Here is a 23,967-nt window from a genome sequence, read left to right as displayed (position 1 = left end):
CCATGACCTCTGAAATACAGAATTATATTACAGTCCATTATAGACCAAATACCCTGAGACCACCAGTCTTAAAATCGGAGGAACCCATGACAGAAAAGATGAAGCAGTTCGTACAAATTGTACAGGAAGATGAACAGCGGGCAAAGACCCTCTTTTTTTCTGAGGCCTTCAAAAATGAGTATTTGGAGGAGAATTCCAGGGAAAAAGAAATTTATCATCAGCTCCTGCTAGGCCGAAACCGGGGCCAGATCTTTGAAGAGTTTTTGATCTGTATCGGGGCAAAAGAACCTGCGGTGCTGAGACCGGAAAAGGTTGCGTATGAGATCCGCCGGGTGAATGCCGTTGAGCCTCTGTATGTAAAGATTCACAAAGAGGGCAGCGGCTATGTCCAGGGGAAGATTCGTCTGGATTCCACGTTTCTGTCTCTGGAAAAGACAGAATTTTCAGAAGAGGATTTTGTGGAAGGGGTACTGACCATTCCGGTGCTGTTTTCGGATGCAAGGGAAGAAAGCCGGGGAATCCTCACAGTTTCTGCCCCGTACAGCAGCTGTCAGACAGATATCCTGTTCAATGCAGAGAAAGAGAGGAACGACGGGGTTTGGAATCTGTCCGATCAGATCTTCGATGCGTATATGGAATTTTGCCTTGGCAGATGTCATGTCACGGAGTTCGCGGAAAAGGAAATGAAGCTGACCGCACAGATGGAGGGTGAGGCATCTCTTGAGATACTGAGGACCCTCTTAACCCTGCACTGCCATATTGTTCTCGGCGCAGAGGAAGCAATCGAGAGAGGCTTTGCAAGACTTGAGCCGAATATGAGCGAGGTTCAGTCAGATCATTTTTACTATGGCTACTATTTATATTTGAAAGCGCTTTATTTAAAGACACCGGATCAGACAGAGTATGCAAAGGACCGGATTCATGAGCTCTTTCAGGAAGCGGACGATCAAAAGGGATATCTGCTGTGGATGCTGATTTATCTGGACGAAGAGCTGGCATATGATTTCGGACTTCAGCTTCAGAAGATAAAAGAAGTCTATGAAACAGGCCAGTGCAGCAGTTTTTTATGGTTTGAGGCTGTCAGCATTTGGAACCAGGATCACAGCAGGGCAAAAAAGATCACTGATTTTGAGAGAGAGATCATTCATTTCGGCATTTGCCGGGACCTGTTTGGGAAAAGCATGAAAAAACACATTTACGGTCTTGTGCTGAAAGAAAAAGGTTTCTCGGAGGAGCTGCTTTGTGATTTAATACTGTCCTTTCAGAGAGAAGAGTCCAGGGAAGGGCTCCAGGCGATCTGTTCTATGCTGATCCGGGGAAACTGTATTGATGAGTGTTTTCATATATATTTTAAAAAAGCTGTCCGGGCGGGGATTCAGATGATCGGACTCCAGGAATCTTACCTTCGTACGATTCCAAAGGACCGGTATCCGTATCTTGAGAAGAATGTACTGCTGTATTTTTCGTACAGCAACAGTTTAAGCAGCCGGGAGAGAGCTTACCTGTATGCCAATCTTGTTAAGAACCGGCGAAAATATGAGGCAGTATTTCCATCTTTTGAGCCGCAGATTGAAGAATTTCTCTTAGAACAGCTGGCAGAAGGCAGGATCAATACCAATCTGTTTATTCTTTACCAGGCCTTCTTTGACCGTCTTTTGGAAGGGATGAAGGGCAGGGCCGGAATCGCAGGTATTATGGCGAAACAGAAATTGATCTGCAGGAATCCGGCGGTGGAAAAGGCTGCCGTCTATCATCAGGAGTTAAAAGAAGTTCAGAATGTTTCTCTGGAGAACGGAGAAGTTTATGTGACGGTCTACAGCGACCCTCTGGTCGTGTTTATGGATCAGGAGGACAACCGCTATCTGTCCCTGGAATATGAATTTTCAAAGCTGTGGACGAGGGAGCAGGAGGAAGCCGTATTTTCGGGGCTTGGCAGGAGAAATGAAGCATATCTGATCCGCAGAAGCCTGGTCTTTGCACAGAAGGCAGAATATGAACCCGGAGATATTACGGATGTGAGGGCTGTCCTCGAGTGTCAGAGTCTGAAGGAAGAATACAGGCACAGATTATTTGAAAAGCTTCTGGACTATTACTGGAAGCATGGAGAGCAGGAACAATTAGAGCAGGCGCTGTCTATGGTCCAGTGGAAATTTCTTTCAGACGAAAACTGCAAGCAGATGCTGGAGTATTTCATTGCTGGCCGCCACTACAAAGAAGCGATGAAAGGCATGGAGATCTTTGGATTTGATTTCATGGACCCGGAGCCGTTAAAAGAGGTTGTCCTGCATGAACTCACATCCCGCAGCCGGAAGAGGGTGCAGACTTTGATCGATATGTGCCTGGCGGTTTTCAGGGGACAAGTATACAACAGCGAAATCCTTGCATATCTGGAACGTTTTTTCAGGGGAGAACTGGATCAGATGCGAAAGATCTGGAAACAGGGAGACAGACACAAAATATATGATCAGCAGTTTACGGAGCAGCTTCTTGATATGGCCGCCGGGAAAGGCGCAGGGTGGGAGGACCTTCCTGTCTTCTTATCTTATGTTGAGAGGGATTTCAGAGACAGAAAGCTGATCAAGAAATTGGCGGGCCAGTTTGCAGAACTGTCTTATGAAGAAGGAATACACGTATCGGATGAGTTTTATCCGATCCTGGGAAGGCTGATCGATCAGGGAAATTTAAATCTGATCTGGCAGTGGGCTTATCTGGATTTTTACAAAGATAAAGAATTATCAGAAGAAGTAAGAGAAAGGATCAAAAAGCTTATTGAATGGCAGGAAGACCGACGCTGTATTCTGCCGGTGCTTTTAGAATATAAGGAGCAGATATCTCTCCCGTATGAGTGCTATACTTATACTTATGTAGTTTACACGGGAGAGAAAGCAAGCGGCATGGTATTTCATTATGCAGAAAACAGGTCGGAGCCGGCCAGAGAGATTCCTATGAGAGAACTGCTGCCGGGGTATTATGTGGCCGAAGTGCTGATCTTTGCCGATGAGTCGGCAGATTATTATGTGACAGCACCGGGAGAAGAGAGACGCAGGAGAAAAGATATCGTCTTTCTCGACCATTCTGGCAGGAATCAAAAGGGAAGATTTTATCAGCTGAATCACATGCTGAAGGAAAAACAGAGGGAGAGCGTAGCCATGGAGATGGAAATCTACGCGTATGAAAAGGCAATGACGGATCTGATCCGTCCGATGACAGAGGATCTATGATGAAAATAGGCATACAGATAGAACAGAGAATGATATATCAGTGTTCCGTAACGGATGGAAAGATCGTGGAAGAAGAACCGAAAAAGTTTTCCGGGGACTGGACGGATTATGTGCGTGAGGAATCGGAAAAGCATGCGGATACGTCCAATCTGTTTATGGGCGTCATTTTGGAGGACCCGGAGGAGGACTTGGCGGCAAAAGCCGCGGAGCTTAGGAAAGAGCTGGGATTTTCGGAGGAACAGCTGAAGCTGCTTACGAAGGAGGAGGCCTTTCTGGGACTTGCGGGGGAACGAAAGGAACAGCTAGATCAGGGAGCTGTGGGGCTGTTTGACTATTCCGGTCAGAGATTGTTTTATTATCTGGTAAAAAAGCAGAATGGGCAGCTGCTCGTAGAGAGAGAAGACTATTCTGCTTTTATGAGAAACACCCGGCTGCCCCATCAGAAAGACATGGCATTTGAGAACGCCGCCGTCCAGGCCATGTCCCAGGAGGTTACTTCTTTAGTTTATTTGTACGGCAGAGGATTTGACGGCGGATGGCTGAAAAGTGCTGCGGCAAAGCTGTGTGCGGGACGGCGTGTGTTTATGGGAGATCATGTGTACGCGACAGGGGCCGTCTGTCTGCTGGGAAGAAAAAATGCGGCGGATCTTGACTCTGCCGTGATCCTTACCGACACGGTTATGATGTACCAGATCGGCGCCATGGTATGGAACCACGGCAAAGAAGAATTTCTGCCGGTCATAAAGGGAGGAAAGCCATGGTTTGAGAGCCGGGGAAATATGACGGTACTGGTTGAGACAGCGGCATCTATTCCTGTGGAGATCAAACCCCTGTTTCCCGGCAAGGGTGACAGAATGCGGTTTCCGATTTCCTTAAAAGGCCTTAAAAAACGTCCGGGGCGTGCTACAAAGCTGAAGATTGAAGCTGAGTGCACCGGGGAGACAAAGTGCAGGATCAAGATCACGGATCTGGGGTTTGGAAAATTATATCCTTCTACACACCAGGTATTCCAGCAGGTGATTTCATGGGAGAGGAGGGGACAGCCATGAGAATGGTATTATGTGAGACGGAGGAGAGCAGGCGAACTTACACGCTGAATTCCTTTGGACAGACCATTTCTTCCTATGAAGAATTATGTTATATTATTTCAGGACAGTATTTATATTTTCTGACAGAAGGAATCCCGGAAGGAATGAGAGAGTGGATCGAAGAAGAACTCGGTCTGGTTCTGCCGGCAGAAGAAGAGACAAAGAAGCAGCTGGAGCACATCATCGGCTACCGGAATTATTTTACGGTTCCCGAGCAGAGAATGCTGGTCCAGAAGATGCGCACGGCGTATCTATACTCCTCTGTGCGAAAGCACAAAATGCTCGGCGACTTATATCTGAAACATTCCAGATATCTGAGCGCCTATCACGCATATCAAAAGTCGCTTTCCGGGCTGATGCAGCTGAAGACAAAGGAACAGCAGGAGGTCCTGTATCACACAGGACTCTGCCTGACCCGGATGTTCCGCTTTCAGGAGGCAAAGGAGTTTTTCAAAAGGAGCTGCCGCCTGAAAGAGAATAAGAAATGCCAGGAAGCATATTTCATAGTCTCTTATATGCATGGAGATTACCAGAAGTTTTTGGAGGACGGCAGAGCACTTTCCTTTACAGAAGAACAGCTGAGCGAGATCCATGAAAACATCTCAGGTATGGAGGAACGGTTTTCCGGAAGCGAGGAATCCACAGCACTTAAGAAGATTGACTATCACAGAAAGAAACCCGATGACCTGATGACCAGAAGGCTTACCTGGTCGATGCTGGAACGGTGGAAAAATGAGTACAGAAGAGAGATTGTCTGAAATTGAATATCAGAAAAAACGGATGGAATTAAATCGGCGTTTTGTGGAAATGTATGAAGATGAGGTGTCTTATATTCTGGAGCAGAAGGAAGATATCGAGATCATGGAGAAGCTTTCCGATGAAGAAGCAAAGCTGATCAGTGAGGAGGCCAGAAAATACAACCGCATCTTTGCCAGGATTTTTTATGATTCCGCAGGCGGACGAGTCTCCGATGAGGAATTTCTGCCCCTCTGGGAGAGGGAAGGGGAAATAAGGCAGGGTCTGTCCCGTATCCAATCCCTGGAGGGTGAAAAAAAGCAGATCGAGAAGGAGATCTCAGTCCAGGAAGACGAAGAACGTGATCTGAAGAGAAAAGAGCGTGAGTTTCATGGGAAGTTCATCAACAGGAGGGCCTATTTCCTTTCTTCGCTGATCATGGCCCTGACTGCCGTGGGACTCGGCACGGCGGCAGTTTTTTATTTTGAGCTCCGGCTGAGCGTATCCCTCTGGCCGGCAGCGGCAGCGGTGCTCGGTGCGGCTGTGATCCTTCTGATTCTCAGGACAAGAAAGAAAAAGGCGGTAGAGAAAAAGAAAATGTATCGTATGGTGAGAAGCCACAAAGAGACTTCGGGACGGCGGCTCAGATCGGAGTATGATACGATTGTCAATGACCTGGAGTTTTGCAGGGAGAAATATCAGGTGATGTTTGGATATATTTCCGAAGAACAGTGGAAATTATTCGAGTTTTGTGCTAAAGTTGCAGCGGAATTAAATTGCAGTGAAGAACTTTCCGCCCAGAGGAAGATATTTGTCCTGGCCATGGAGCAGTGCAGAATGCATGCACCTCAGGCCTGGTGTTATTATCCAAAGGCAATTTATGATATACCGAAAAGGATCAAACGGATGGAATGGCTGTCCGGCCGTCAGAACATCTGCGAGCAGGCAATGGTGCAGCATGAGCGGGCGATCCGCAACAATCTTTTAGAATAATATATAAAAAGTAGGAGATATGAGATGAGTAAAGAATTGGAAAAGACTTATAACCCGTCTGAGATTGAAGACCGGTTATACCAGAAGTGGCTTGACAACAAATATTTTCATGCAGAAGTGGATCACAGCAAAAAACCGTTTACGATCGTGATTCCTCCTCCCAATATTACGGGCAAGCTCCATATGGGACATGCACTGGACGAGACTATGCAGGATATCTTGATCCGTTTTAAGAAAATGCAGGGTTACAATACCCTTTGGCAGCCGGGAACGGACCATGCCAGCATCGCAACGGAAGTCAAGATCATCGAGGCGCTGAAAGAGGAAGGCATTGAAAAGGAAGATCTGGGAAGAGAGAAGTTTCTTGAGAGAGCCTGGAAGTGGAAGGAAGAATACGGCGGAACCATCGTCAGCCAGTTAAAGAAGCTTGGTTCTGCCTGTGACTGGGACAGAGAACGTTTTACGATGGATGAGGGCTGTTCCAAAGCAGTGGAAGAGGTCTTTATCAAGTTATATGAAAAAGGTTATATCTACAAGGGTTCCAGGATCATTAACTGGTGTCCGGTCTGTCAGACTTCGATCTCCGACGCCGAGGTAGAGCATGTGGACCAGGCAGGACACTTCTGGCATATTAAATATCCGGTTGTGGGAACCGATGATTATTTAGAGATCGCTACCACCCGTCCCGAGACAATGCTCGGAGATACGGCCGTGGCTGTCCATCCGGATGATGAAAGATATACGCATCTGGTTGGAAAAATGTTAAAGCTTCCGCTCTGTGACAGACAGATCCCGATCGTGGCGGACGAATATGTAGATAAGGAGTTTGGAACCGGTGCCGTGAAGATCACACCGGCCCATGATCCAAATGATTTTGAAGTGGGAAGACGACATGACCTTCCAGTGATCAATGTGATGAACGATGACGCCACGATCAATGAAAACGGCGGCAGATATGAGGGCATGGAGCGCTATGAGGCGAGAAAAGCCATCGTAAAAGATCTGGAAGAACAGGGATACCTGGTAAAAATAAAAGAACACGAGCATAACGTCGGAACGCATGACCGCTGCAAAGCCACCATCGAGCCGATGGTAAAACCGCAGTGGTTCGTAAAGATGGACGAGCTCGCGAAGCCTGCCATCGAGGCGGTTAAAAACGGGGACATAAAATTTGTGCCGGAACGTTATACAAAGACATATCTGCACTGGCTTGAGAATATTCGTGACTGGTGTATCTCCAGGCAGCTCTGGTGGGGGCACAGGATTCCTGCATATTACTGCGATGAGTGCGGTGAAACTGTGGTGGCAAAAGAAAAACCGGAAGTATGCCCAAAATGCGGATGTACACATTTTACTCAGGATGAGGATACTCTGGATACCTGGTTCAGCTCTGCGCTGTGGCCGTTCTCCACTTTAGGCTGGCCGGAACAGACGGAGGAACTGGATTATTTCTACCCGACCAACGTATTGGTAACCGGATATGACATTATCTTTTTCTGGGTTGTCAGAATGGTATTTTCGGGATATGAGCATACAGGGAAAGCACCGTTTGACACGGTGCTGATCCACGGGCTCGTGAGAGACGACAAAGGAAGAAAGATGAGCAAATCTCTGGGCAACGGAATCGATCCTTTGGAGGTCATCAGCCAGTATGGGGCAGACGCGCTGAGATTTACTCTGGTCACCGGAAATGCACCGGGCAATGATATGCGTTTTTACATGGAGCGTGTGGAAGCCAGCCGGAATTTTGCCAACAAAGTGTGGAATGCATCCCGTTTTATGATGATGAACTTTGAACAGGCGGACTTCTCTCATGTGGAACTTCCCGACCTGACAAGCGCAGACCGCTGGATCTTATCCAAGTTCAACACTCTGGCCAAAGATGTGACGGATAATATGGACAAATATGAGCTGGGAATTGCCGTACAGAAGCTTAATGACTTTATATGGGAAGAATTTTGTGACTGGTATATCGAGATGGTGAAACCGCGTCTTTATAACGATGAAGACAACACGAAAGCCGCAGCTTTGTGGACACTGAAAAAGGTACTCTCCGAATCACTGAAGCTGCTTCATCCATTCATGCCGTTTATCACAGAGGAGATCTACTGTAATCTGACAGGAGAAGAATCCATCATGCTGGCATCCTGGCCGGAATACAGAAAGGAATACAGCTTTGCTCAGGAAGAAGCCGCAGTGGAACTCATGAAAGAAGCGGTGAGGGGAATCCGTAATATACGGGCCGAGATGAACGTATCCCCGAAAAAGAAAGCAAAAGTATTTGTTGTCTCTGAGAAAAAAGAAGTGAGGGATATCTTTGAACAGGGCAGGGTCTTCTTCGGAACCCTCGGGTATGCAAGTGAAGTCTGCGTACAGGCGGATAAAGAAGGAATTGCCGGGGATGCCGTATCCACAGTCGTTCCGGATGCCGTAATCTATATGCCGTTTGCAGAGCTTGTCGATATTGAAAAAGAAATTGAGAGACTGAAAAAAGAACAAAAGAAACTGGACGGAGAGATCAAGCGGTGTGAAGGCATGCTCAATAACGAACGTTTCTTAAGCAAAGCACCGGAACAAAAAGTAGAAGAAGAGAAAGAAAAGCTGTCAAAATACCGGCAGATGCTCGAGAAAGTGGAAGAACGTCTGGGCCAGCTTGTAAAATAACATGACGGATTTTGAAGAAGCAAGAAATTATTTGAATCATGTGACGGGTTTCGCTAAAAAAACATCCTTATCCAATGTACAATGGATTCTGGATGTTTTGGGAAATCCGGAAAAAGCTCTGTTCATGATCCATGTAGCAGGTACCAACGGAAAGGGCTCGGTCTGTGCATTTCTGGACTCGATCCTTACGGGTGCAGGAAAAAGGACCGGACGGTTTTCGTCCCCGCATTTGATCCGCATGGAAGAACGGATACAGATCGGCGGCAGAGAGATCTCCGAAAAAAGATTTGCAGAAGTCTTTGCAAAAGTAAAGAGTGCTGTCTTTCTGGCAGTAAAGGAGGGGGCAGAACATCCTTCCTTCTTTGAATTTCTGTTCTTTATGTCACTTGTATTTTTTCAGGAAGAAAATGCGGAGGTCTGTATCATCGAGACCGGAATGGGCGGAAGACATGATGCGACTAATGTGATCGTGCCGAGGCTTTCTGTTATCACTGCGGTGAGTCTTGATCATCAGGAATTTTTAGGAAACACTCTGGAACTGATCGCCGCGGAAAAAGCAGGGATCATAAAACCGAGGGTTCCTGTGATCTGTCTCAGGCAGAAGCCTGAGGTTCTCAGGGTATTTCAGGAAGAGGCGGCACATAAAGATTCGGAATTCCTAACAATTTCAAAAGATAATCTTATTTTTTCTGAAAAAAGCAGTGATTATATTGATTTTTTGAGAAAGAGTGCGTATGATAAAAAGAGTAAATGCTTGAAATTAGGCCTGTTGGGCGATTTTCAGTATGAGAATGCCGCTCTTGCAGCGGCTGCAGTCCGCCTGCTGTTTCCTGACCTGAAAAGAAAGACGGTATTTAACGGTCTTTCCTCGGCTTTTCTGGCAGGACGGATGGAGGAAGTGAGCCCCAATATTTTTATAGACGGAGGACATAATCTTCAGGCGGCGGAGGCATTCTGCCATACACTAGAGAAGTATTTTCCGCAGAGAAAACTGATTGTTTTTGCCCCTTCCCATAAGAAGGAAGAAGAGGGCATCCTGAAGCTTCTCACGGGAGTTGAAAACTTGGAAGGGATCATAAAGGTTCCGGTTGTGAACCGGGAGATACCGGAGGATGATTTCTTAAAGGCATATAAGACAATAATACAAAAGTCAGAGGAGGGGGTTCTCTGCTTTTGTATCGGCTCTTTTTATTTAGCTGGTAAGGTTAAAACGTTTATCTTGAATGGAGGAAGAAAATGATTAATTACAGAGAAGAGTTAAAAAAATTTGAACCTTGCTTAGATGTGGACCAGGCAGAGGATGCCATTTACAGCGATGATTTAAAAGATGTAGAAGATCTGATCAATGAAATCAAAAAAGACATAGAAGAAGAGAAATAGTAAGGTGGCAGATATGAAGAGTAAGGAAAAGATTAAAAACAGTTCCAAATACTACTACAATCTTGGGCTGGAGAAAGCCAATGCCAACGATCTGACCGGGGCTGTAAAGAACCTGAAAGCTGCGTTGTTTTATGACAAGAATGACATGAATGCCAGGAATCTTTTGGGCTTAGTCTATTATCAGATGGGTGACATCGTCCCTGCCCTGAGCCAGTGGGTTATCAGCAGCAATCTGAAAAAAGAAGAAAACGCGGCCATTGATTATCTGAAAGATGTGCAGGAGAATCCTGTCCAGCTTGACACGGTCAATCAGGTCATTAAAAAGTATAATCAGGCTCTTGTATATGCAAAACAGGGGAATGAAGACCTGGCAATGATCCAGCTGAAAAATGTTGTTTCCATGATGCCGAATTTTATCAATGCACAGCTTCTGATCGCCCTGCTTTCCATCAAAGATGAGAATTTTAAAGACGCCCAGAAGGCTTTAAAAAATGTGCTGGATGTTGACTGCAAAAACCCAAGGGCATTAGAATATCTGCAGGAGACGGAATCTCTTTTAAAACCTGCGGACATGAAAGCAGAAGACAGTGATTCCGAGAAGACAGAAGGACCGAAAAAGAAGGGCATTAGCAGCGTTGTAGGCAAATACGAGGAGCTGCCGTCCAACCGCCACCGCATGGTATATATGGTAGGAGGCATTGTGATCGGCGTGCTTGTTTCTCTGGTGCTCTTATATCCGAGTATTAGGAAGGCGTCCAGCTACAAGTATTCATCTAAAATTGAAAATTATAAGGAACAGCTTCTCGCCAAAGAGACTCAGTTAAAGAGCAACGAAAAAGACATCAAAGAGGCAAAGGCTGCTGAGGCAAAGGCGAAGAAAGAATTAAAAGAATTTGTGGGAGACAGCAAGACAGAGGGAATCTATGATTCTCTGCTGACAGCTATGCAGTATTACGGCGACCGTCAGTATACGGAGTCTGCCGATGCCCTGCTGAACATAGACAGGGATAAGCTGGGCTCAAAGAAGATGAAAGAGATTTATGACGATCTGGAACAGAAGGTTTACCCATATGCGGCCACAGGCCTTTACAATAAGGGAATCAGTGCGTATAATCAGGGCAACTACAAAGATGCCATCAGCACCCTGAAAAAAGCCATCAAAGTCAAAGACACAAACGTGGGATCTTATTTCTACCTTGCCAGATCTTATGAGAAAAATGGTGACAAAGACAAAGCAATCAAGGCATACGAGGATGTCATCCAGAAGTTCCCGGGCACCAACAGTGCAAGGAACTCACAGAATTATCTGAATCAATTACAGAACAAAAAAGCTAAAAATCTTTAAAACAGCATTTGGGCTGACAAAGAAACCGATAAGACACGAAAGAGAAATATATCCGGAAGATATCAAAACCTTCCGGTGTATTTCTCTTTCATTTTTTTATCATTAAAGGAGTGAATCATCTATGGCAACAGAATATCAGGTTGAAAACAGGACACTGTACGTAAGGCTTGACGGAGAACTGGATCATCATTTGGCAGAGCGTGTCAGGCATAAATGTGATGTGATCCTGAAGTCATATCCGATCAGGGATATTGAATTTGATTTTAAGAATACCGGTTTTATGGACAGCTCCGGGGTGGGAATGATCCTTGGGCGGTACAAGCAGCTGAAGCCTCTCGGAGGCACGGTGAGCGTGGTAAATGTCAACGATGTGGTAAAACGGATCGTACACATGGCGGGTCTGCACAAGATCATCAATGAGCGATAGCGATAGGGAGGATAAGAAATGATACATTTAGAATTCAACAGCGAATCAGAAAATGAAGGGATCGCAAGAGTGCTGGCGGCAACCTATATGATGAAGTTCGACCCGACGATGGAAGAGATGGCAGATGTGAAAACGGCGGTTTCCGAGGCGGTCACGAACTGCATCGTCCACGGCTATGAGGACGACCAGGGAAAGATCTGCATGGATATTTCAAATGAAGGCAGTGTTTTGAAAATCATCATTGAGGATTTCGGTGTCGGCATTCCGGATGTGAAACAGGCAATGGAACCTATGTATACTACAAAGCCTGATGAGGAGCGGACGGGGATGGGATTTTCCTTTATGGAAGCATTCATGGACAAGATCGAAGTCAGCTCCGAGTCAGGAAAAGGGACCAGAGTCATCATGGAAAAGAAAGTGACCGGGAAATAGGCCTTTTATATGGACGAGACAAGAGAATTGTTAAAGCTTACGAAAGAAGGAGATCAGGGTGCGAGAGAGAAGATAGTGCTTGACAACATGGGACTGATCTGGAGTGTAGTAAAGCGTTTTACAGGTCGGGGACACGAGCCCGAAGATCTGTTCCAGATCGGGAGCATCGGACTTTTAAAGGCAGTGGACAAGTTTGACCTCTCCTATGATGTGAAATTTTCTACTTATGCGGTGCCGATGATCACCGGGGAGATCAAACGGTTTTTAAGGGATGACGGGATGATCAAGGTCAGCCGTTCCTTAAAGGAGATCGCCTACCAGGTCCGGCAGGCAGGAGAGGCCTTTGCCATGAAGTACAACAGGGAAGCAACTATAGATGAACTCTCCAGAGAGACAAAGATCGCCAGAGACGAGATCGTCGTCGCACTGGAGGCAAACAAAGATGTGGAATCTATTTATCAGCCAAGCTATCAAAGCGACGACAGCCAGGTGCTTTTGGTGGACAAACTGCCGGGAGAGGAAAATGAGTCGGATACTGTCATCAACCATGTGATGCTGGAAGAACTCATGGATACGCTGTGCGGAGAGGAGAGAGAATTGATCACCATGCGATACTTCCATGGGAAGACACAGCAGGAAATCGCGAAAAAACTTTCGATTTCCCAGGTACAGGTTTCAAGGATGGAGAAGAAAATTTTACTCCGTATGAGAAAACAAATTCTTGGACATAGTTGAAAATTGTGGTAGTATAATCTAAGAGGGAAATTTCCCTCTTACGATTACAATTCTGTAAAGATCGATCAGATTACAGGTCATCGGATACATCATCCATTTACCCGCACTGAATATTGCATATCGAATCAAAACAAGAAAAATCTTATGTATTTAAACAAAGGAGAACATTCTATGGTATATGAATCTATGTCTTTGCTCGAACTTAGAAAGGCGGCAAAGAAAAAGAATCTGAAAGGCATCAGCAGTCTGAAAAAGCAGGAGCTGATTGAATATTTAAATGATTATGACAATGAACATAAACAGAGTGATCCGGAACCGGAGAAAAAAGCAGAGCAGACAAAAGACGCCAGGACTGACCGTGTTCCCAGAGACATAAAAAGCCTGGACAGCGGAAAAAAAGCCAATGGGATACTGGAAGTTCTGCCGGACGGTTATGGATTTATCCGCTGTGAGAATTATCTCCCCGGAGAGAATGATATTTATGTTTCACCGACCCAGATCCGGAGGTTTAACTTAAAGTCCGGAGACATCTTAAACGGCGCCATCCGCGTAAAAAGCCAGAATGAAAAATTCGGAGCCCTGCTGTTTGTAGAGTCCGTAAACGGATATCACCCCGAGGCGGCAGCAAGGAGGAAGCATTTTGAAGACCTCACGCCGATCTTTCCGAACCAGAGGCTCAGACTGGAGACCGAGCGGGCGACGATCCCGATGCGCATGGTGGATCTTCTCTCACCTGTGGGAAAAGGGCAGAGGGGTATGATTGTATCACCTCCCAAAACGGGAAAGACCACGCTGTTAAAACAGATGGCCCAGAGCATCAGCCAAAATTATAAAAATATTAAGCTGATCGTGCTGCTCATCGATGAGAGACCTGAGGAAGTGACAGATTTTAAGGAATCTGTGGAGGGACAGAACGTGGAGGTCATCTATTCTACTTTTGATGAGCTCCCCGACCATCATAAGAGGGTGTCGGAAATGGTTCTTGAGAGAGCAAAACGCCTCGTAGAACATAAAGAGGACGTGGTCATCCTTTTGGACAGTATCACAAGGCTTGCCAGAGCGTACAACCTCACCGTGCCCCCGAGCGGAAGGACTCTCACAGGAGGGCTTGACCCGGCGGCACTCCACATGCCAAAAAGATTTTTCGGAGCGGCCAGAAATATGCGGGAGGGCGGAAGCCTTACGATTCTTGCCACTGCACTGGTGGAGACCGGAAGCAAGATGGATGATGTCATCTTTGAAGAATTCAAGGGAACCGGAAACATGGAGCTAGTGCTAAGCCGCCATCTCTCTGAGCGCAGGATCTTCCCGGCGGTGGACATCGCCAAATCCGGTACAAGAAGGGATGATCTCCTGCTTTCCAAAGATGAACAGTCCGTGGTCACCGCACTGCACAAAGAATTGTCCGGAAGCCGTTCAGATGAGTTTTTCGAACAGACACTGAATATGTTTAAACGTTCTAGAAATAATAAGGAATTTATTGAATTTGCGAAGAAATCCCTGCTGAGAAAATAAGAGAAAAAGTATTTGCATTGTGGAAGATGCTGTGATATAATGAGAAAGCTGTTTAAGAATAAACAAAAGGAATGTTTAAGATAAACTAAGATCAAAGAGGTGAAGAAACATGCGCGAAGGAATCCATCCAGAATACCATCAGGCAAAAGTAGTCTGCAACTGCGGTAACGAATTTGTAACAGGATCTACAAAGGAAGATATCCACGTTGAAATCTGTTCTAAGTGTCATTCTTTTTACACTGGACAACAGAAAGCTACTCAAGCTCGCGGACGTATTGACAAGTTCAATCGTAAGTATGGTACTAAGTAGAAAACATGAAATGATAGGTTGAGGTTGCGAAATCTCAGCCTATTTTGTTGTATTAGGATTTATCAGAAAGGACTGACTATGAAAGTAAGGATTGGCGGGCAGGCAGTCATGGAAGGCGTCATGATGAAGAACGGAGACCGCTATGCAGTTTCTGTGAGAAAACCGGACGGGGAGATCGAGACGAAGACCGAACGGTATATGAGCATATCCGATAAATATTCGGTCCTGAAGCTCCCGGTCCTGCGGGGAGTCGTAAATTTCGCGGAATCTATGGTGGTCGGTATGAAGACGATCACTTATTCGGCTGACTTCATAGAGGACGGGGAAGAAGAGCCGTCCCGGCTGGAACAGTGGCTGAACCGCCATTTCTCAGAGAAGTGGGAAGGGGTCCTCATGGGAGGCATCGTGGTACTGTCATTTGCCATTGCTATCGGGCTGTTCATGGTGCTGCCTTATTTCCTCTCCAACATTTTTGAAGGATTCGGCATGAGCCGTCCGGCTGTTCTGCTGCTGGAGGGCCTGATCCGGGTGGGAATTTTTTTAGGATATATCATTCTCATATCCAGAATGAATGATATCAAACGGGTCTTCATGTATCACGGGGCCGAGCACAAAACGATCAACTGCCTGGAGGCAGGGGAGGAGCTCACACCTGAAAATGTAATGAAATATTCCAGACTGCACAAGCGGTGCGGCACCAGTTTTCTGTTTTTTGTCATGATCATAAGCATTATATTTTTCTTTTTTATCCGTGTCGACACGGTGTGGCTGAAAGTTGTATTGAGACTTCTGCTGGGCCCGGTGATCGCAGGGGTATCCTATGAGTTTATCCGGTTCGCCGGAAATTCAGACAATCCGGTGATCACGGCGCTCAGCAAGCCGGGGCTGTGTCTTCAGCTGCTGACGACGAAAGAGCCGGATGAGAGCATGATCGAAGTGGCAATCCGGTCAGTGGAAGGTGTCTTTGACTGGAAGACATATCTGGAGAAAGAAAGGAAAAAACGTGAATAGGAAGATTTGGGTCACATATGGAGCGGAAAAGCTGCGGGAAGCGGGGATCGATAACCCGGATGGGGAAGCATGGTATCTGTTTTCCCATAGTTTTTCTTTAAGCCGGGAAGAATACTTATTTTCGATGACTACACCGGTGGAAGAAGGGGAAGAATTAGAGCAGTACAAAGCTTTGCTGGACCGCCGGATCAGGGAGAGGGTCCCTCTCCAATACCTGACCGGGACTCAGGATTTTATGGGATATACATTCCGGGTGACTCCGGATGTGCTCATACCGAGACAGGATACGGAAAGTGTCATCGAGGCGGTTGTGGAAGGGAACTATCCCCATGAAAGCATCCTGGATGTCTGTACAGGCTCCGGATGTATTGCCATCAGCCTCTGTCTGATGCTGAAGCCGGACGTATGCATCGGTACAGATATTGATGAAAAGGCCTTGGAAATTGCAAAAGAGAATGGAAGAAGACTGGCTCCTATGGTAAAATTTAAAAAGAGTGACCTTTTTTCCGGGGTAGACGGTTCTTTTGACCTGATCATCTCCAATCCTCCGTATATTCCTACAAAAGACTGTATGGAACTGATGCCGGAGGTAAAAGACCACGAGCCTATGCTGGCTCTTGACGGAAAAGAGGACGGGCTGTATTTTTACCGACAGCTTGTAGGGACGGCCCCAAAGCATTTGAACGGCGGAGGCACCCTCGTATTTGAGATCGGTTATGACCAGGGAGCGGCGGTAAAAACGATGATGGAGGAAGCAGGGTTTTCCTCTGTGGAGATAAAGAAAGACTTGGCGGGCCTTGACCGGATGGTCATCGGAACGCTGGCATAAAGGAGAAGAAGATGTTTGATAAGTTAGAAAGTTTAGTAGAGAGACTGGATACCGTACTCCAGCAGCTCAATGACCCGGATGTGGCAACGGACCAGAAACGTTTCAGGGATCTGATGAAGGAGCAGAGTGATCTGGCTCCCATCGTGGAGAAATATAAGGAATATGTGCAGGAGAAACAGAACATAGAGGAAAGCCTGGAACTTTTGGAAGAGGAATCCGATGAGGAGATGAAGGAACTTGCGAAAGAGGAACTTGCAGAGTCCAAAGCGAATGTAGAGCGGCTGGAAGAGGAATTAAAGATTCTTCTGATTCCAAAAGACCCAAATGACGACAAGAACATCATTGTGGAAATCCGGGCCGGAGCCGGCGGGGATGAAGCTGCCCTGTTTGCGGCAGACGTGGCCCGCATGTACAGGAGTTATGCGGAAGGACGCCGCTGGAAGGTGGAAACACTGAGTTTTAATGAAAGCGGGATCGGAGGCTTTAAAGAGCTTGTATTTATGATCTCGGGCCAGGGTGCCTATTCCAGGTTTAAATATGAAAGCGGAGTGCACCGTGTGCAGAGAATCCCGGCCACTGAGTCCGGCGGAAGGATTCATACATCTACGATCACTGTGGCCATTATGCCGGAAGTGGAAGATGTGGAAGTGGAAGTAGATTTAAATGACTGTAAGTTTGATGTATTCCGTGCATCCGGAAACGGAGGACAGTGTGTCAATACGACAGACTCAGCGGTGCGGCTGACTCATCTGCCGACTGGAATCGTTGTATCCTGTCAGGATGAGAAGTCACAGCTTAAGAATAAAGACAAGGCATTGAAGGTGCTGCGCTCCCGGCTGTATGAGCTGGAGCAGCAGAAGGCCCACGATGCAGAGGCTGAAAAGAGAAAGAGCCAGGTGGGAACCGGAGACCGTTCCGAGAAGATCAGAACTTACAATTATCCTCAGGGCCGTGTGACAGATCACAGGATCAAGCTGACTCTCCACAAATTGGATTCTGTCATGAACGGGGATCTGGATGAGCTGATCGACAGTTTAACCGCTGCGGACCAGGCAGCCAAATTAAGCAATATGGAAGAAGAGTAGATATGAAAGATGGTTTTATTAAAGTAGCTGCGGCGACACCGAAGGTGAAAGTCGCAGATCCGGAATATAACACAAAAGAGATCATAAAAATTATCAGACAGGCAAGAGATGAGGAGGCCAGCCTTCTGGTTCTTTCCGAACTGGCCGTTTCCGGCTATACATGCGGGGACCTGTTTTTGCAGGACCCTCTGCTGGATGAATCCCTTAGGGGACTCATGGAGATTAAGAGGGAAACAAAAGGGATGGACATGGTCGTCATCGTAGGCTGTCCTTTAGTTGTGGAACATAAGCTTTATAACTGTGGTGTGTTTTTATTTGACGGGCGTATTTTAGGTGTGGTGCCGAAGATTCACCTTCCGAATTACGGAGAGTTTTATGAAGCCAGACATTTTGCAAAAGGAAAAAGAGAAGTAAAAGACATTTTGCTGGATGGTGAGTATGTTCCGTTTGGAGCGAACATCCTGCTGGAATGCACAAATATCCCCGAACTGACCATTGCCATGGAAATCTGTGAGGACCTCTGGGTTCCACTTCCGCCAAGCACTTATCACGCTCTGGCCGGAGCAACCGTCATCTGTAATCCATCTGCCAGTGTGGAGATCACCACGAAGGAGGTTTACAGGAGCGCTCTTGTGTCAAATCAGTCTGCAAGACTGCTCTCAGGTTACGTGTATGCCAATGCAGGAGAGGGAGAATCCACAACAGATGTGGTTTACAGCGGACACCATCTGATCTGTGAGAACGGAACTGTGCTGGCGGAGGCAAAGCGATTTGTAAATGATGTGATCTATGCGGATATGGATGTGAAGCGTCTTGCGGCAGAGAGAAGAAAAATGACCACCTTTTTCGAGGAAGAATCTGAGGAATACCGGAGTGTACCGTTTATTCTTCCGATAAAAGTTAACCAGCTTACAAGAAAGTTTCCAAAGAATCCGTTTGTGCCGTCCAGCAGGGAAGAGCGGGAGAAACGGTGTGATGAGATCTTATCCATTCAGTCTATGGGGCTGAAAAAACGTCTGGAACATACGAACTGCACACATGCGGTGGTGGGAATTTCCGGAGGACTGGATTCTACCCTTGCGGTTTTAGTGACCGTGCGTGCTTTTGATATGCTGGACATTCCAAGGGAAAATATTATCTGTGTAACGATGCCATGTTTTGGAACGACGGATCGGACGTATCAGAACGCGGTATCCCTGATCCATGAATTGGGAGCTACTTTAAAAGAAGTCAATATTGAAAAAGCCGTCAGACAGCATTTTAAAGATATTGAACATGAGGAAGATGTCCATGATGTGACTTATGAAAACTCCCAGGCCAGAGAGAGGACTCAGATCCTTATGGATATTGCAAACAAGTACAACGGCATGGTCATCGGGACAGGTGATATGTCGGAGCTTGCTCTTGGCTGGGCTACCTATAATGGGGACCATATGTCCATGTATGCGGTGAACTGTTCTGTGCCGAAGACTCTGGTGCGGTACCTGGTACTGTATTATGCAGAGACGGTTGAAAATAAAGAGTTATCTGACGTGCTGATGGATGTGCTGGATACCCCGGTGAGTCCGGAGCTGCTTCCTCCGGTGGACGGTGTGATCTCACAGAAGACAGAGGACTTGGTGGGGCCTTATGAGCTGCATGATTTCTTCCTATATTATATGCTGAGATTCGGATTCCCGAAGGCAAAGCTTTACCGTATGGCAAAGCTTACATTTGCAGGTGACTATGATGATGAAACCATACAAAAGTGGCTGGATAAGTTCTACTGGCGGTTCTTCAGCCAGCAGTTTAAGCGCTCCTGCCTGCCGGACGGGCCGAAGGTGGGAAGTGTTGCGGTGTCTCCGAGAGGGGATCTGAGAATGCCGAGCGACGCCAGCGTGAATATCTGGCAGAAATCATAGATAAAGATTGGGGCCGTGCAGAGATGCATGGCTCCTTTTTTTATTACTTAGGAAAGACTTTGTCACGCTAATGGGTGAAAGTCTTTCCTAAGTAATAAAAAACGCTTCGTGGGTTGTACACAGATGCGTAAAGAAACCATTTGACTACATCAAATCGCATCTGGCACGCAAAGCGTTAAGCTTCTCAAAGAGGAGGATTTTTCCCAACCTCTAAAAGCAGATTAATGCCGGAAAGCCGCATAGAATAAGGGCGGGAAGGTATTTTGGACAAAATAAGAAAAAAACTGATGACGGTTGGGAAATAATTGAGAAAACGTTGATTTTATGCGGAAAGACGATTATAATGAAAACAAAGAATGACGGAAAAACGTTGGATAAACAAAAACAAGAGTTGTATTGAAATAAGATTGTTACAGGTGCATTTCAGTGGATCTGGAAAGATAAACAAAAACAAGAGTTGTATTGAAATAGGGCCAAATGGAATTCCTACAGGCCATGCGGAGTGGATAAACAAAAACAAGAGTTGTATTGAAATTTCTGGATATAGATACGACCTTTTACTATTATGGCCGATAAACAAAAACAAGAGTTGTATTGAAATAAGGGTTCCGGGTCCAGGATCTGGTTTCAGCGATTGATAAACAAAAACAAGAGTTGTATTGAAATACTAAACCTGTCAACTTATCCAGTACCCAACCGACAGATAAACAAAAACAAGAGTTGTATTGAAATCTCAGAATGTGGATGACCTTTTGGATGAAAAAATGATAAACAAAAACAAGAGTTGTATTGAAATAAGTGGTATACCCCATTTACCACTTTGATTGCTCCTGATAAACAAAAACAAGAGTTGTATTGAAATGACACTTGCGGGGGTTACAAAGAAAGGAATTTCTAGATAAACAAAAACAAGAGTTGTATTGAAATGAACAAAGTGAACAAATGGGCGCAGAACAAGATTCCGATAAACAAAAACAAGAGTTGTATTGAAATTTATGTTTCCTCCTTCTTACTTTGAAATCACCCAAGATAAACAAAAACAAGAGTTGTATTGAAATAGGCATCTGTAAATGATACAGGGCAAAGGCAGGAAGGATAAACAAAAACAAGAGTTGTATTGAAATTTAGCTACGCTTTTCAACATTGATCGAACTCCGCAAGGATAAACAAAAACAAGAGTTGTATTGAAATATGAGATTTGCATTGATAAAGTCCAACGGTGTTTCATGATAAACAAAAACAAGAGTTGTATTGAAATTCGTATTCCATCCATTCTTCCATACCGTTAGAGTTTGATAAACAAAAACAAGAGTTGTATTGAAATTTCTTTAAAATTCCTGCCTCCATAAGTGCTATTACCGATAAACAAAAACAAGAGTTGTATTGAAATTTGTACGCATGCATCCGAGCTTGAAATTCTTGTTTTCGATAAACAAAAACAAGAGTTGTATTGAAATTTTTTCACTTGCTCATAAACATCTTCCGGCATAAGATAAACAAAAACAAGAGTTGTATTGAAATGGCTTTTTTATAACCTGTAAAAGATCCCTTTTCTGGATAAACAAAAACAAGAGTTGTATTGAAATCATTTCTTTCCATTTCAAGTGCGGTAACAACAAGGGATAAACAAAAACAAGAGTTGTATTGAAATGGATAAGCCGCAATGTCTACAAGCGGATACGGCCCGATAAACAAAAACAAGAGTTGTATTGAAATTCTATAACTTCTGATGAAAAATGGCTGGCCTGCATCGATAAACAAAAACAAGAGTTGTATTGAAATAGCATGACATCACTGTCTTTCCCTCCGCTGTAAGGATAAACAAAAACAAGAGTTGTATTGAAATCAACTATGTATATTTTATAGGCGTGTGAAACGCCGGATAAACAAAAACAAGAGTTGTATTGAAATTGAGTGAAATTAGATAAGTCTTCGTAAGTTAATTGATAAACAAAAACAAGAGTTGTATTGAAATTGATAGTTAGAAGAAATGACATGCCAGATACCAACATGATAAACAAAAACAAGAGTTGTATTAAAATATTTAGTTTCCTTTTAAGTACACACCCTCAAAGTTTGATAAACAAAAACAAGATTTTATCTAAATTTTATATCTAATTTTCGATTATCCGCATAAATACTATACATTCTATCTTTTTGAGGTATAGAAAAACAATCATTTTACCACGAATTTACCACGATTGAATGAGCCTTGATATGACACTAAAATCAACATGCGAGATAGCACAAAACATCTGTGTATCTCCCGTTTTTCATTCATGTAATACGATTATTTCACTCTGATTTCAAATTTCAAGATTGCTTTCATCATTTCTGTATGAATTTGACCTTTTAATTCTTCATCAACCTGCATAGTAATTTTACCACTTTCAAAGTAGTAAAACGGACGTAAGCATAATTTACAAATATAAGCGTCATAGAATTTCAAGATGTCCTTTATCGCGGTTTCATTTCCAGCAGACGCTTCGCGTATTACCTCTAGTGAGGGATAGCCATAATCTTTTCTCATTTGTTCAATTCCTTTCTTTCAATAATAATTTCAGTTTTTTTAATCCGTTACTTCTTCTGCGATAAATAGCAGAACGTGATACATGATACAATTCGGAAATTTCTTGGTCATTCATGCCTTGAAAATAGTGTAATAAGATAACACTACTTTGTTTCTCTGATAACGCATGTAAAGCAACAGCAAGTTTCTCATTTGATACTTGGATTGTATAATTCAAGACTTCAAAAGAAATATAATAACAAGAATAGTTATCCGTCGTTCCACATTCAATTTGTTTCGCTTCTGATAATTTACAAAATAAAACTTCACGCTTAGATCGCCTTGCAAACTGTCTTTTCTTGCTTTTCACTGTGCATTTAATAACAGTCATCATCAAAGCATTAAACTGTATTCTGACGATATGCTCTAAAAAAGATGTTTCCATAATCTCATCCCCTTTCCGCATATACTGAAATATATAAACGGAATACCGCTTATAACCTTTAGGAATACAGGAAAGAGGGCAATAAAAAAGCCCGCACAAAACATATAGTTTGTACGAGCCTTTAAAGCTAAAACGCATTCAATTTTAATAGTGTGCTATTAGGTGGAATTTGATTGCAAGGAATTGTACTTAAAGCATTTCATACGACAATCCCCCCTTACAACGCTTATTTATGTGTCTTTAGATACTACTTAACACCTTTTGAACGATTTAAACTGTTTTCTTTAGCAAGTAAGACCATCTTTTGAAAAGACATAGGTTCATCATCATAAACCCCTATATGAAGAATTTCTATACTTTTTGCGTCTAGCATTGTATCGAAAACTATTTCTTCATACAGCAAATTAGGATTTTTGATTTTCACTCGTTCTAATGCGTCTAAAACCATATCTTTTCCTGATAAAGCCACCACCTTATCGAAATGAAACTAGTCAAATTAAAATTTTTGTATATTCATTTGTGTTGAAATTATTCCTTATAGGGATACATACCTGCTTTATTTTCAAGATACCATTTGGATATATCACTCTGGGTTTTCACATTTAATAATAGTAAGATTTCTCTAGCAAATTCTAATGCACCAGAACCATTTGCTGTAATTATATTCCTGTCACAAACAGCTTGTTTCTGGATAAAGTGCTTTTCTCCCGTATAATGTGGTGCTTGAGATTTCATAAATTCCAAAGTGTTTCCAGAATGTTTTATCTGGTTAAGATAACCGTGTTCAGCCATGAAATTTGTTGCATTACATATTGCGCCCACTGGAATATGCTTTTTTACGGCATACTCGACAACAGGCAAAATTTCATTATTTTTTTGTTGTAACCATGCATAACCACCAGTTAAGATTAACAGGCTAAATTCTTCTGGATAATCATTAATTGAATAATTAGGAACTATTTGGAACCCGCCCATAGATATAACTGGTTCTTTAACCAGACCTATTGTTTTTACGACATACTGTGTATGTGGTGAGTTTAATTCAGCGCATACATAAGCAGGCTCCCAATCGGCATATCCATCAAAGATAAATACTAATACTTCTTTTTCCATTTATTTTTTCCTCCTTTGTGAAGCACATTATACAACAAAAAAGATGACAACTTTGTGTCACCCTTTGTAAAATAAATTAATTTTATTTAATTTTGTTCTAATTGTATCACGTAATTCTGATATTGTCAATATTAGTTGACACATTTTTCTCAAGCATATCACTGACTATGCGGCCAGTTCCAAATCCTCATAATACTGCCTGCGTTTTATCATAGGTGGAAGCCCGCCA

The 23,967-nt window shown here is 44.2% G+C and carries 21 protein-coding genes and 1 CRISPR repeat array; of the genes, 17 read left to right on the top strand and 4 right to left on the bottom strand.

Translation table 11 applies throughout. From position 1 onward, the window contains the following. Positions 1-2 precede the first annotated feature (2 nt). The 17 genes from QGT46_RS13860 to QGT46_RS13780 all read left to right on the top strand — a co-directional run bounded on the left by QGT46_RS13860 (position 3) and on the right by QGT46_RS13780 (position 19,671). Positions 3-3,221 (top strand): DUF5717 family protein, encoded by a 3,219-nt coding sequence (locus QGT46_RS13860; protein ID WP_301591286.1) that lies wholly within the window; start codon positions 3-5, stop codon positions 3,219-3,221. Continuing rightward, positions 3,218-4,270 (top strand): DUF5716 family protein, encoded by a 1,053-nt coding sequence (locus tag QGT46_RS13855; protein WP_148460043.1) that lies wholly within the window; start codon positions 3,218-3,220, stop codon positions 4,268-4,270. Before QGT46_RS13860 ends, QGT46_RS13855 begins: the two co-directional genes overlap by 4 nt. Next, the gene (locus QGT46_RS13850) at positions 4,267-5,067 is read left to right on the top strand and encodes a tetratricopeptide repeat protein (protein ID WP_024726652.1); all 801 of its coding nucleotides are present in this window, start codon (positions 4,267-4,269) and stop codon (positions 5,065-5,067) included. The genes QGT46_RS13855 and QGT46_RS13850 overlap by 4 nt, the downstream gene beginning before the upstream one ends. Then, positions 5,042-6,037: a hypothetical protein gene (locus QGT46_RS13845; protein WP_148460042.1), complete on the top strand. Its 996-nt coding sequence runs from the start codon at positions 5,042-5,044 to the stop codon at positions 6,035-6,037. The genes QGT46_RS13850 and QGT46_RS13845 overlap by 26 nt, the downstream gene beginning before the upstream one ends. A 24-nt stretch (positions 6,038-6,061) precedes the next feature. Next, positions 6,062-8,701 carry a valine--tRNA ligase gene (locus tag QGT46_RS13840; protein ID WP_148460041.1) on the top strand — a complete coding sequence of 880 codons (2,640 nt, stop codon included), beginning with the start codon at positions 6,062-6,064 and terminating at the stop codon, positions 8,699-8,701. A gap of 40 nt (positions 8,702-8,741) precedes the next feature. Next, a complete protein-coding gene (locus QGT46_RS13835; RefSeq protein ID WP_301591298.1) occupies positions 8,742-9,941 on the top strand; it encodes a bifunctional folylpolyglutamate synthase/dihydrofolate synthase in 1,200 nt (399 codons plus the stop codon). Then, positions 9,938-10,081 carry a hypothetical protein gene (locus QGT46_RS13830; RefSeq protein ID WP_022261227.1) on the top strand — a complete coding sequence of 48 codons (144 nt, stop codon included), beginning with the start codon at positions 9,938-9,940 and terminating at the stop codon, positions 10,079-10,081. The genes QGT46_RS13835 and QGT46_RS13830 overlap by 4 nt, the downstream gene beginning before the upstream one ends. A 13-nt stretch (positions 10,082-10,094) precedes the next feature. Next, complete coding sequence (locus tag QGT46_RS13825) at positions 10,095-11,426, top strand: tetratricopeptide repeat protein (protein ID WP_148460039.1); 1,332 nt, start codon at positions 10,095-10,097, stop codon at positions 11,424-11,426. A 121-nt stretch (positions 11,427-11,547) separates the two neighbouring features. Next, positions 11,548-11,853 (top strand): anti-sigma F factor antagonist, encoded by a 306-nt coding sequence (gene spoIIAA / locus QGT46_RS13820; protein ID WP_006565629.1) that lies wholly within the window; start codon positions 11,548-11,550, stop codon positions 11,851-11,853. Between the two features lie 18 nt (positions 11,854-11,871). After that, positions 11,872-12,285, top strand: coding sequence for an anti-sigma F factor (spoIIAB, locus tag QGT46_RS13815; RefSeq protein ID WP_148460038.1), 414 nt, complete (start codon positions 11,872-11,874; stop codon positions 12,283-12,285). 9 nt (positions 12,286-12,294) lie between these two features. After that, positions 12,295-13,020 carry a SigB/SigF/SigG family RNA polymerase sigma factor gene (locus tag QGT46_RS13810; protein ID WP_024726658.1) on the top strand — a complete coding sequence of 242 codons (726 nt, stop codon included), beginning with the start codon at positions 12,295-12,297 and terminating at the stop codon, positions 13,018-13,020. A gap of 171 nt (positions 13,021-13,191) precedes the next feature. Then, on the top strand, positions 13,192-14,535 hold the full coding sequence (gene rho / locus QGT46_RS13805; RefSeq protein WP_148460037.1) for a transcription termination factor Rho: 1,344 nt from the start codon (positions 13,192-13,194) through the stop codon (positions 14,533-14,535). A 109-nt stretch (positions 14,536-14,644) separates the two neighbouring features. Continuing rightward, positions 14,645-14,845, top strand: coding sequence for a 50S ribosomal protein L31 (rpmE, locus tag QGT46_RS13800; RefSeq protein ID WP_009290709.1), 201 nt, complete (start codon positions 14,645-14,647; stop codon positions 14,843-14,845). Between the two features lie 78 nt (positions 14,846-14,923). Then, the gene (locus tag QGT46_RS13795; RefSeq protein ID WP_148460036.1) at positions 14,924-15,856 is read left to right on the top strand and encodes a DUF1385 domain-containing protein; all 933 of its coding nucleotides are present in this window, start codon (positions 14,924-14,926) and stop codon (positions 15,854-15,856) included. Further along, a complete protein-coding gene (gene prmC / locus QGT46_RS13790; RefSeq protein WP_024726661.1) occupies positions 15,849-16,685 on the top strand; it encodes a peptide chain release factor N(5)-glutamine methyltransferase in 837 nt (278 codons plus the stop codon). The genes QGT46_RS13795 and prmC overlap by 8 nt, the downstream gene beginning before the upstream one ends. Before the next feature lie 11 nt (positions 16,686-16,696). Further along, entirely contained in the window at positions 16,697-17,770 is a 1,074-nt protein-coding gene (prfA, locus tag QGT46_RS13785; RefSeq protein WP_148460035.1) for a peptide chain release factor 1, read from the top strand. A 2-nt stretch (positions 17,771-17,772) separates the two neighbouring features. Beyond that, positions 17,773-19,671: an NAD(+) synthase gene (locus QGT46_RS13780; RefSeq protein WP_024726663.1), complete on the top strand. Its 1,899-nt coding sequence runs from the start codon at positions 17,773-17,775 to the stop codon at positions 19,669-19,671. A gap of 373 nt (positions 19,672-20,044) precedes the next feature. Beyond that, positions 20,045-21,713: direct repeats of the CRISPR family, unit length 30 nt; unit sequence GATAAACAAAAACAAGAGTTGTATTGAAAT. A 248-nt stretch (positions 21,714-21,961) separates the two neighbouring features. On the opposite strand, the gene QGT46_RS13775 is transcribed toward QGT46_RS13780, so the two are convergent. From QGT46_RS13775 to QGT46_RS13760, 4 genes are all read right to left on the bottom strand, one after another. Beyond that, on the bottom strand, positions 21,962-22,201 hold the full coding sequence (locus tag QGT46_RS13775) for a helix-turn-helix domain-containing protein (RefSeq protein ID WP_148460034.1): 240 nt from the start codon (positions 22,199-22,201) through the stop codon (positions 21,962-21,964). 4 nt (positions 22,202-22,205) lie between these two features. Continuing rightward, the gene (locus QGT46_RS13770) at positions 22,206-22,625 is read right to left on the bottom strand and encodes an RNA polymerase sigma factor (protein ID WP_301591273.1); all 420 of its coding nucleotides are present in this window, start codon (positions 22,623-22,625) and stop codon (positions 22,206-22,208) included. 247 nt (positions 22,626-22,872) lie between these two features. Next, positions 22,873-23,073 (bottom strand): hypothetical protein, encoded by a 201-nt coding sequence (locus tag QGT46_RS13765; RefSeq protein ID WP_301591271.1) that lies wholly within the window; start codon positions 23,071-23,073, stop codon positions 22,873-22,875. Between the two features lie 80 nt (positions 23,074-23,153). Then, positions 23,154-23,738: a type 1 glutamine amidotransferase family protein gene (locus QGT46_RS13760; RefSeq protein WP_148460032.1), complete on the bottom strand. Its 585-nt coding sequence runs from the start codon at positions 23,736-23,738 to the stop codon at positions 23,154-23,156. Between the last annotated feature and the right edge of the window lie 229 nt (positions 23,739-23,967).

Source organism: Anaerostipes faecis (assembly GCF_910574135.1).
Taxonomy (GTDB): domain Bacteria; phylum Bacillota; class Clostridia; order Lachnospirales; family Lachnospiraceae; genus Anaerostipes; species Anaerostipes hominis.
This window is presented reverse-complemented; position numbering and strand designations above follow the sequence as displayed.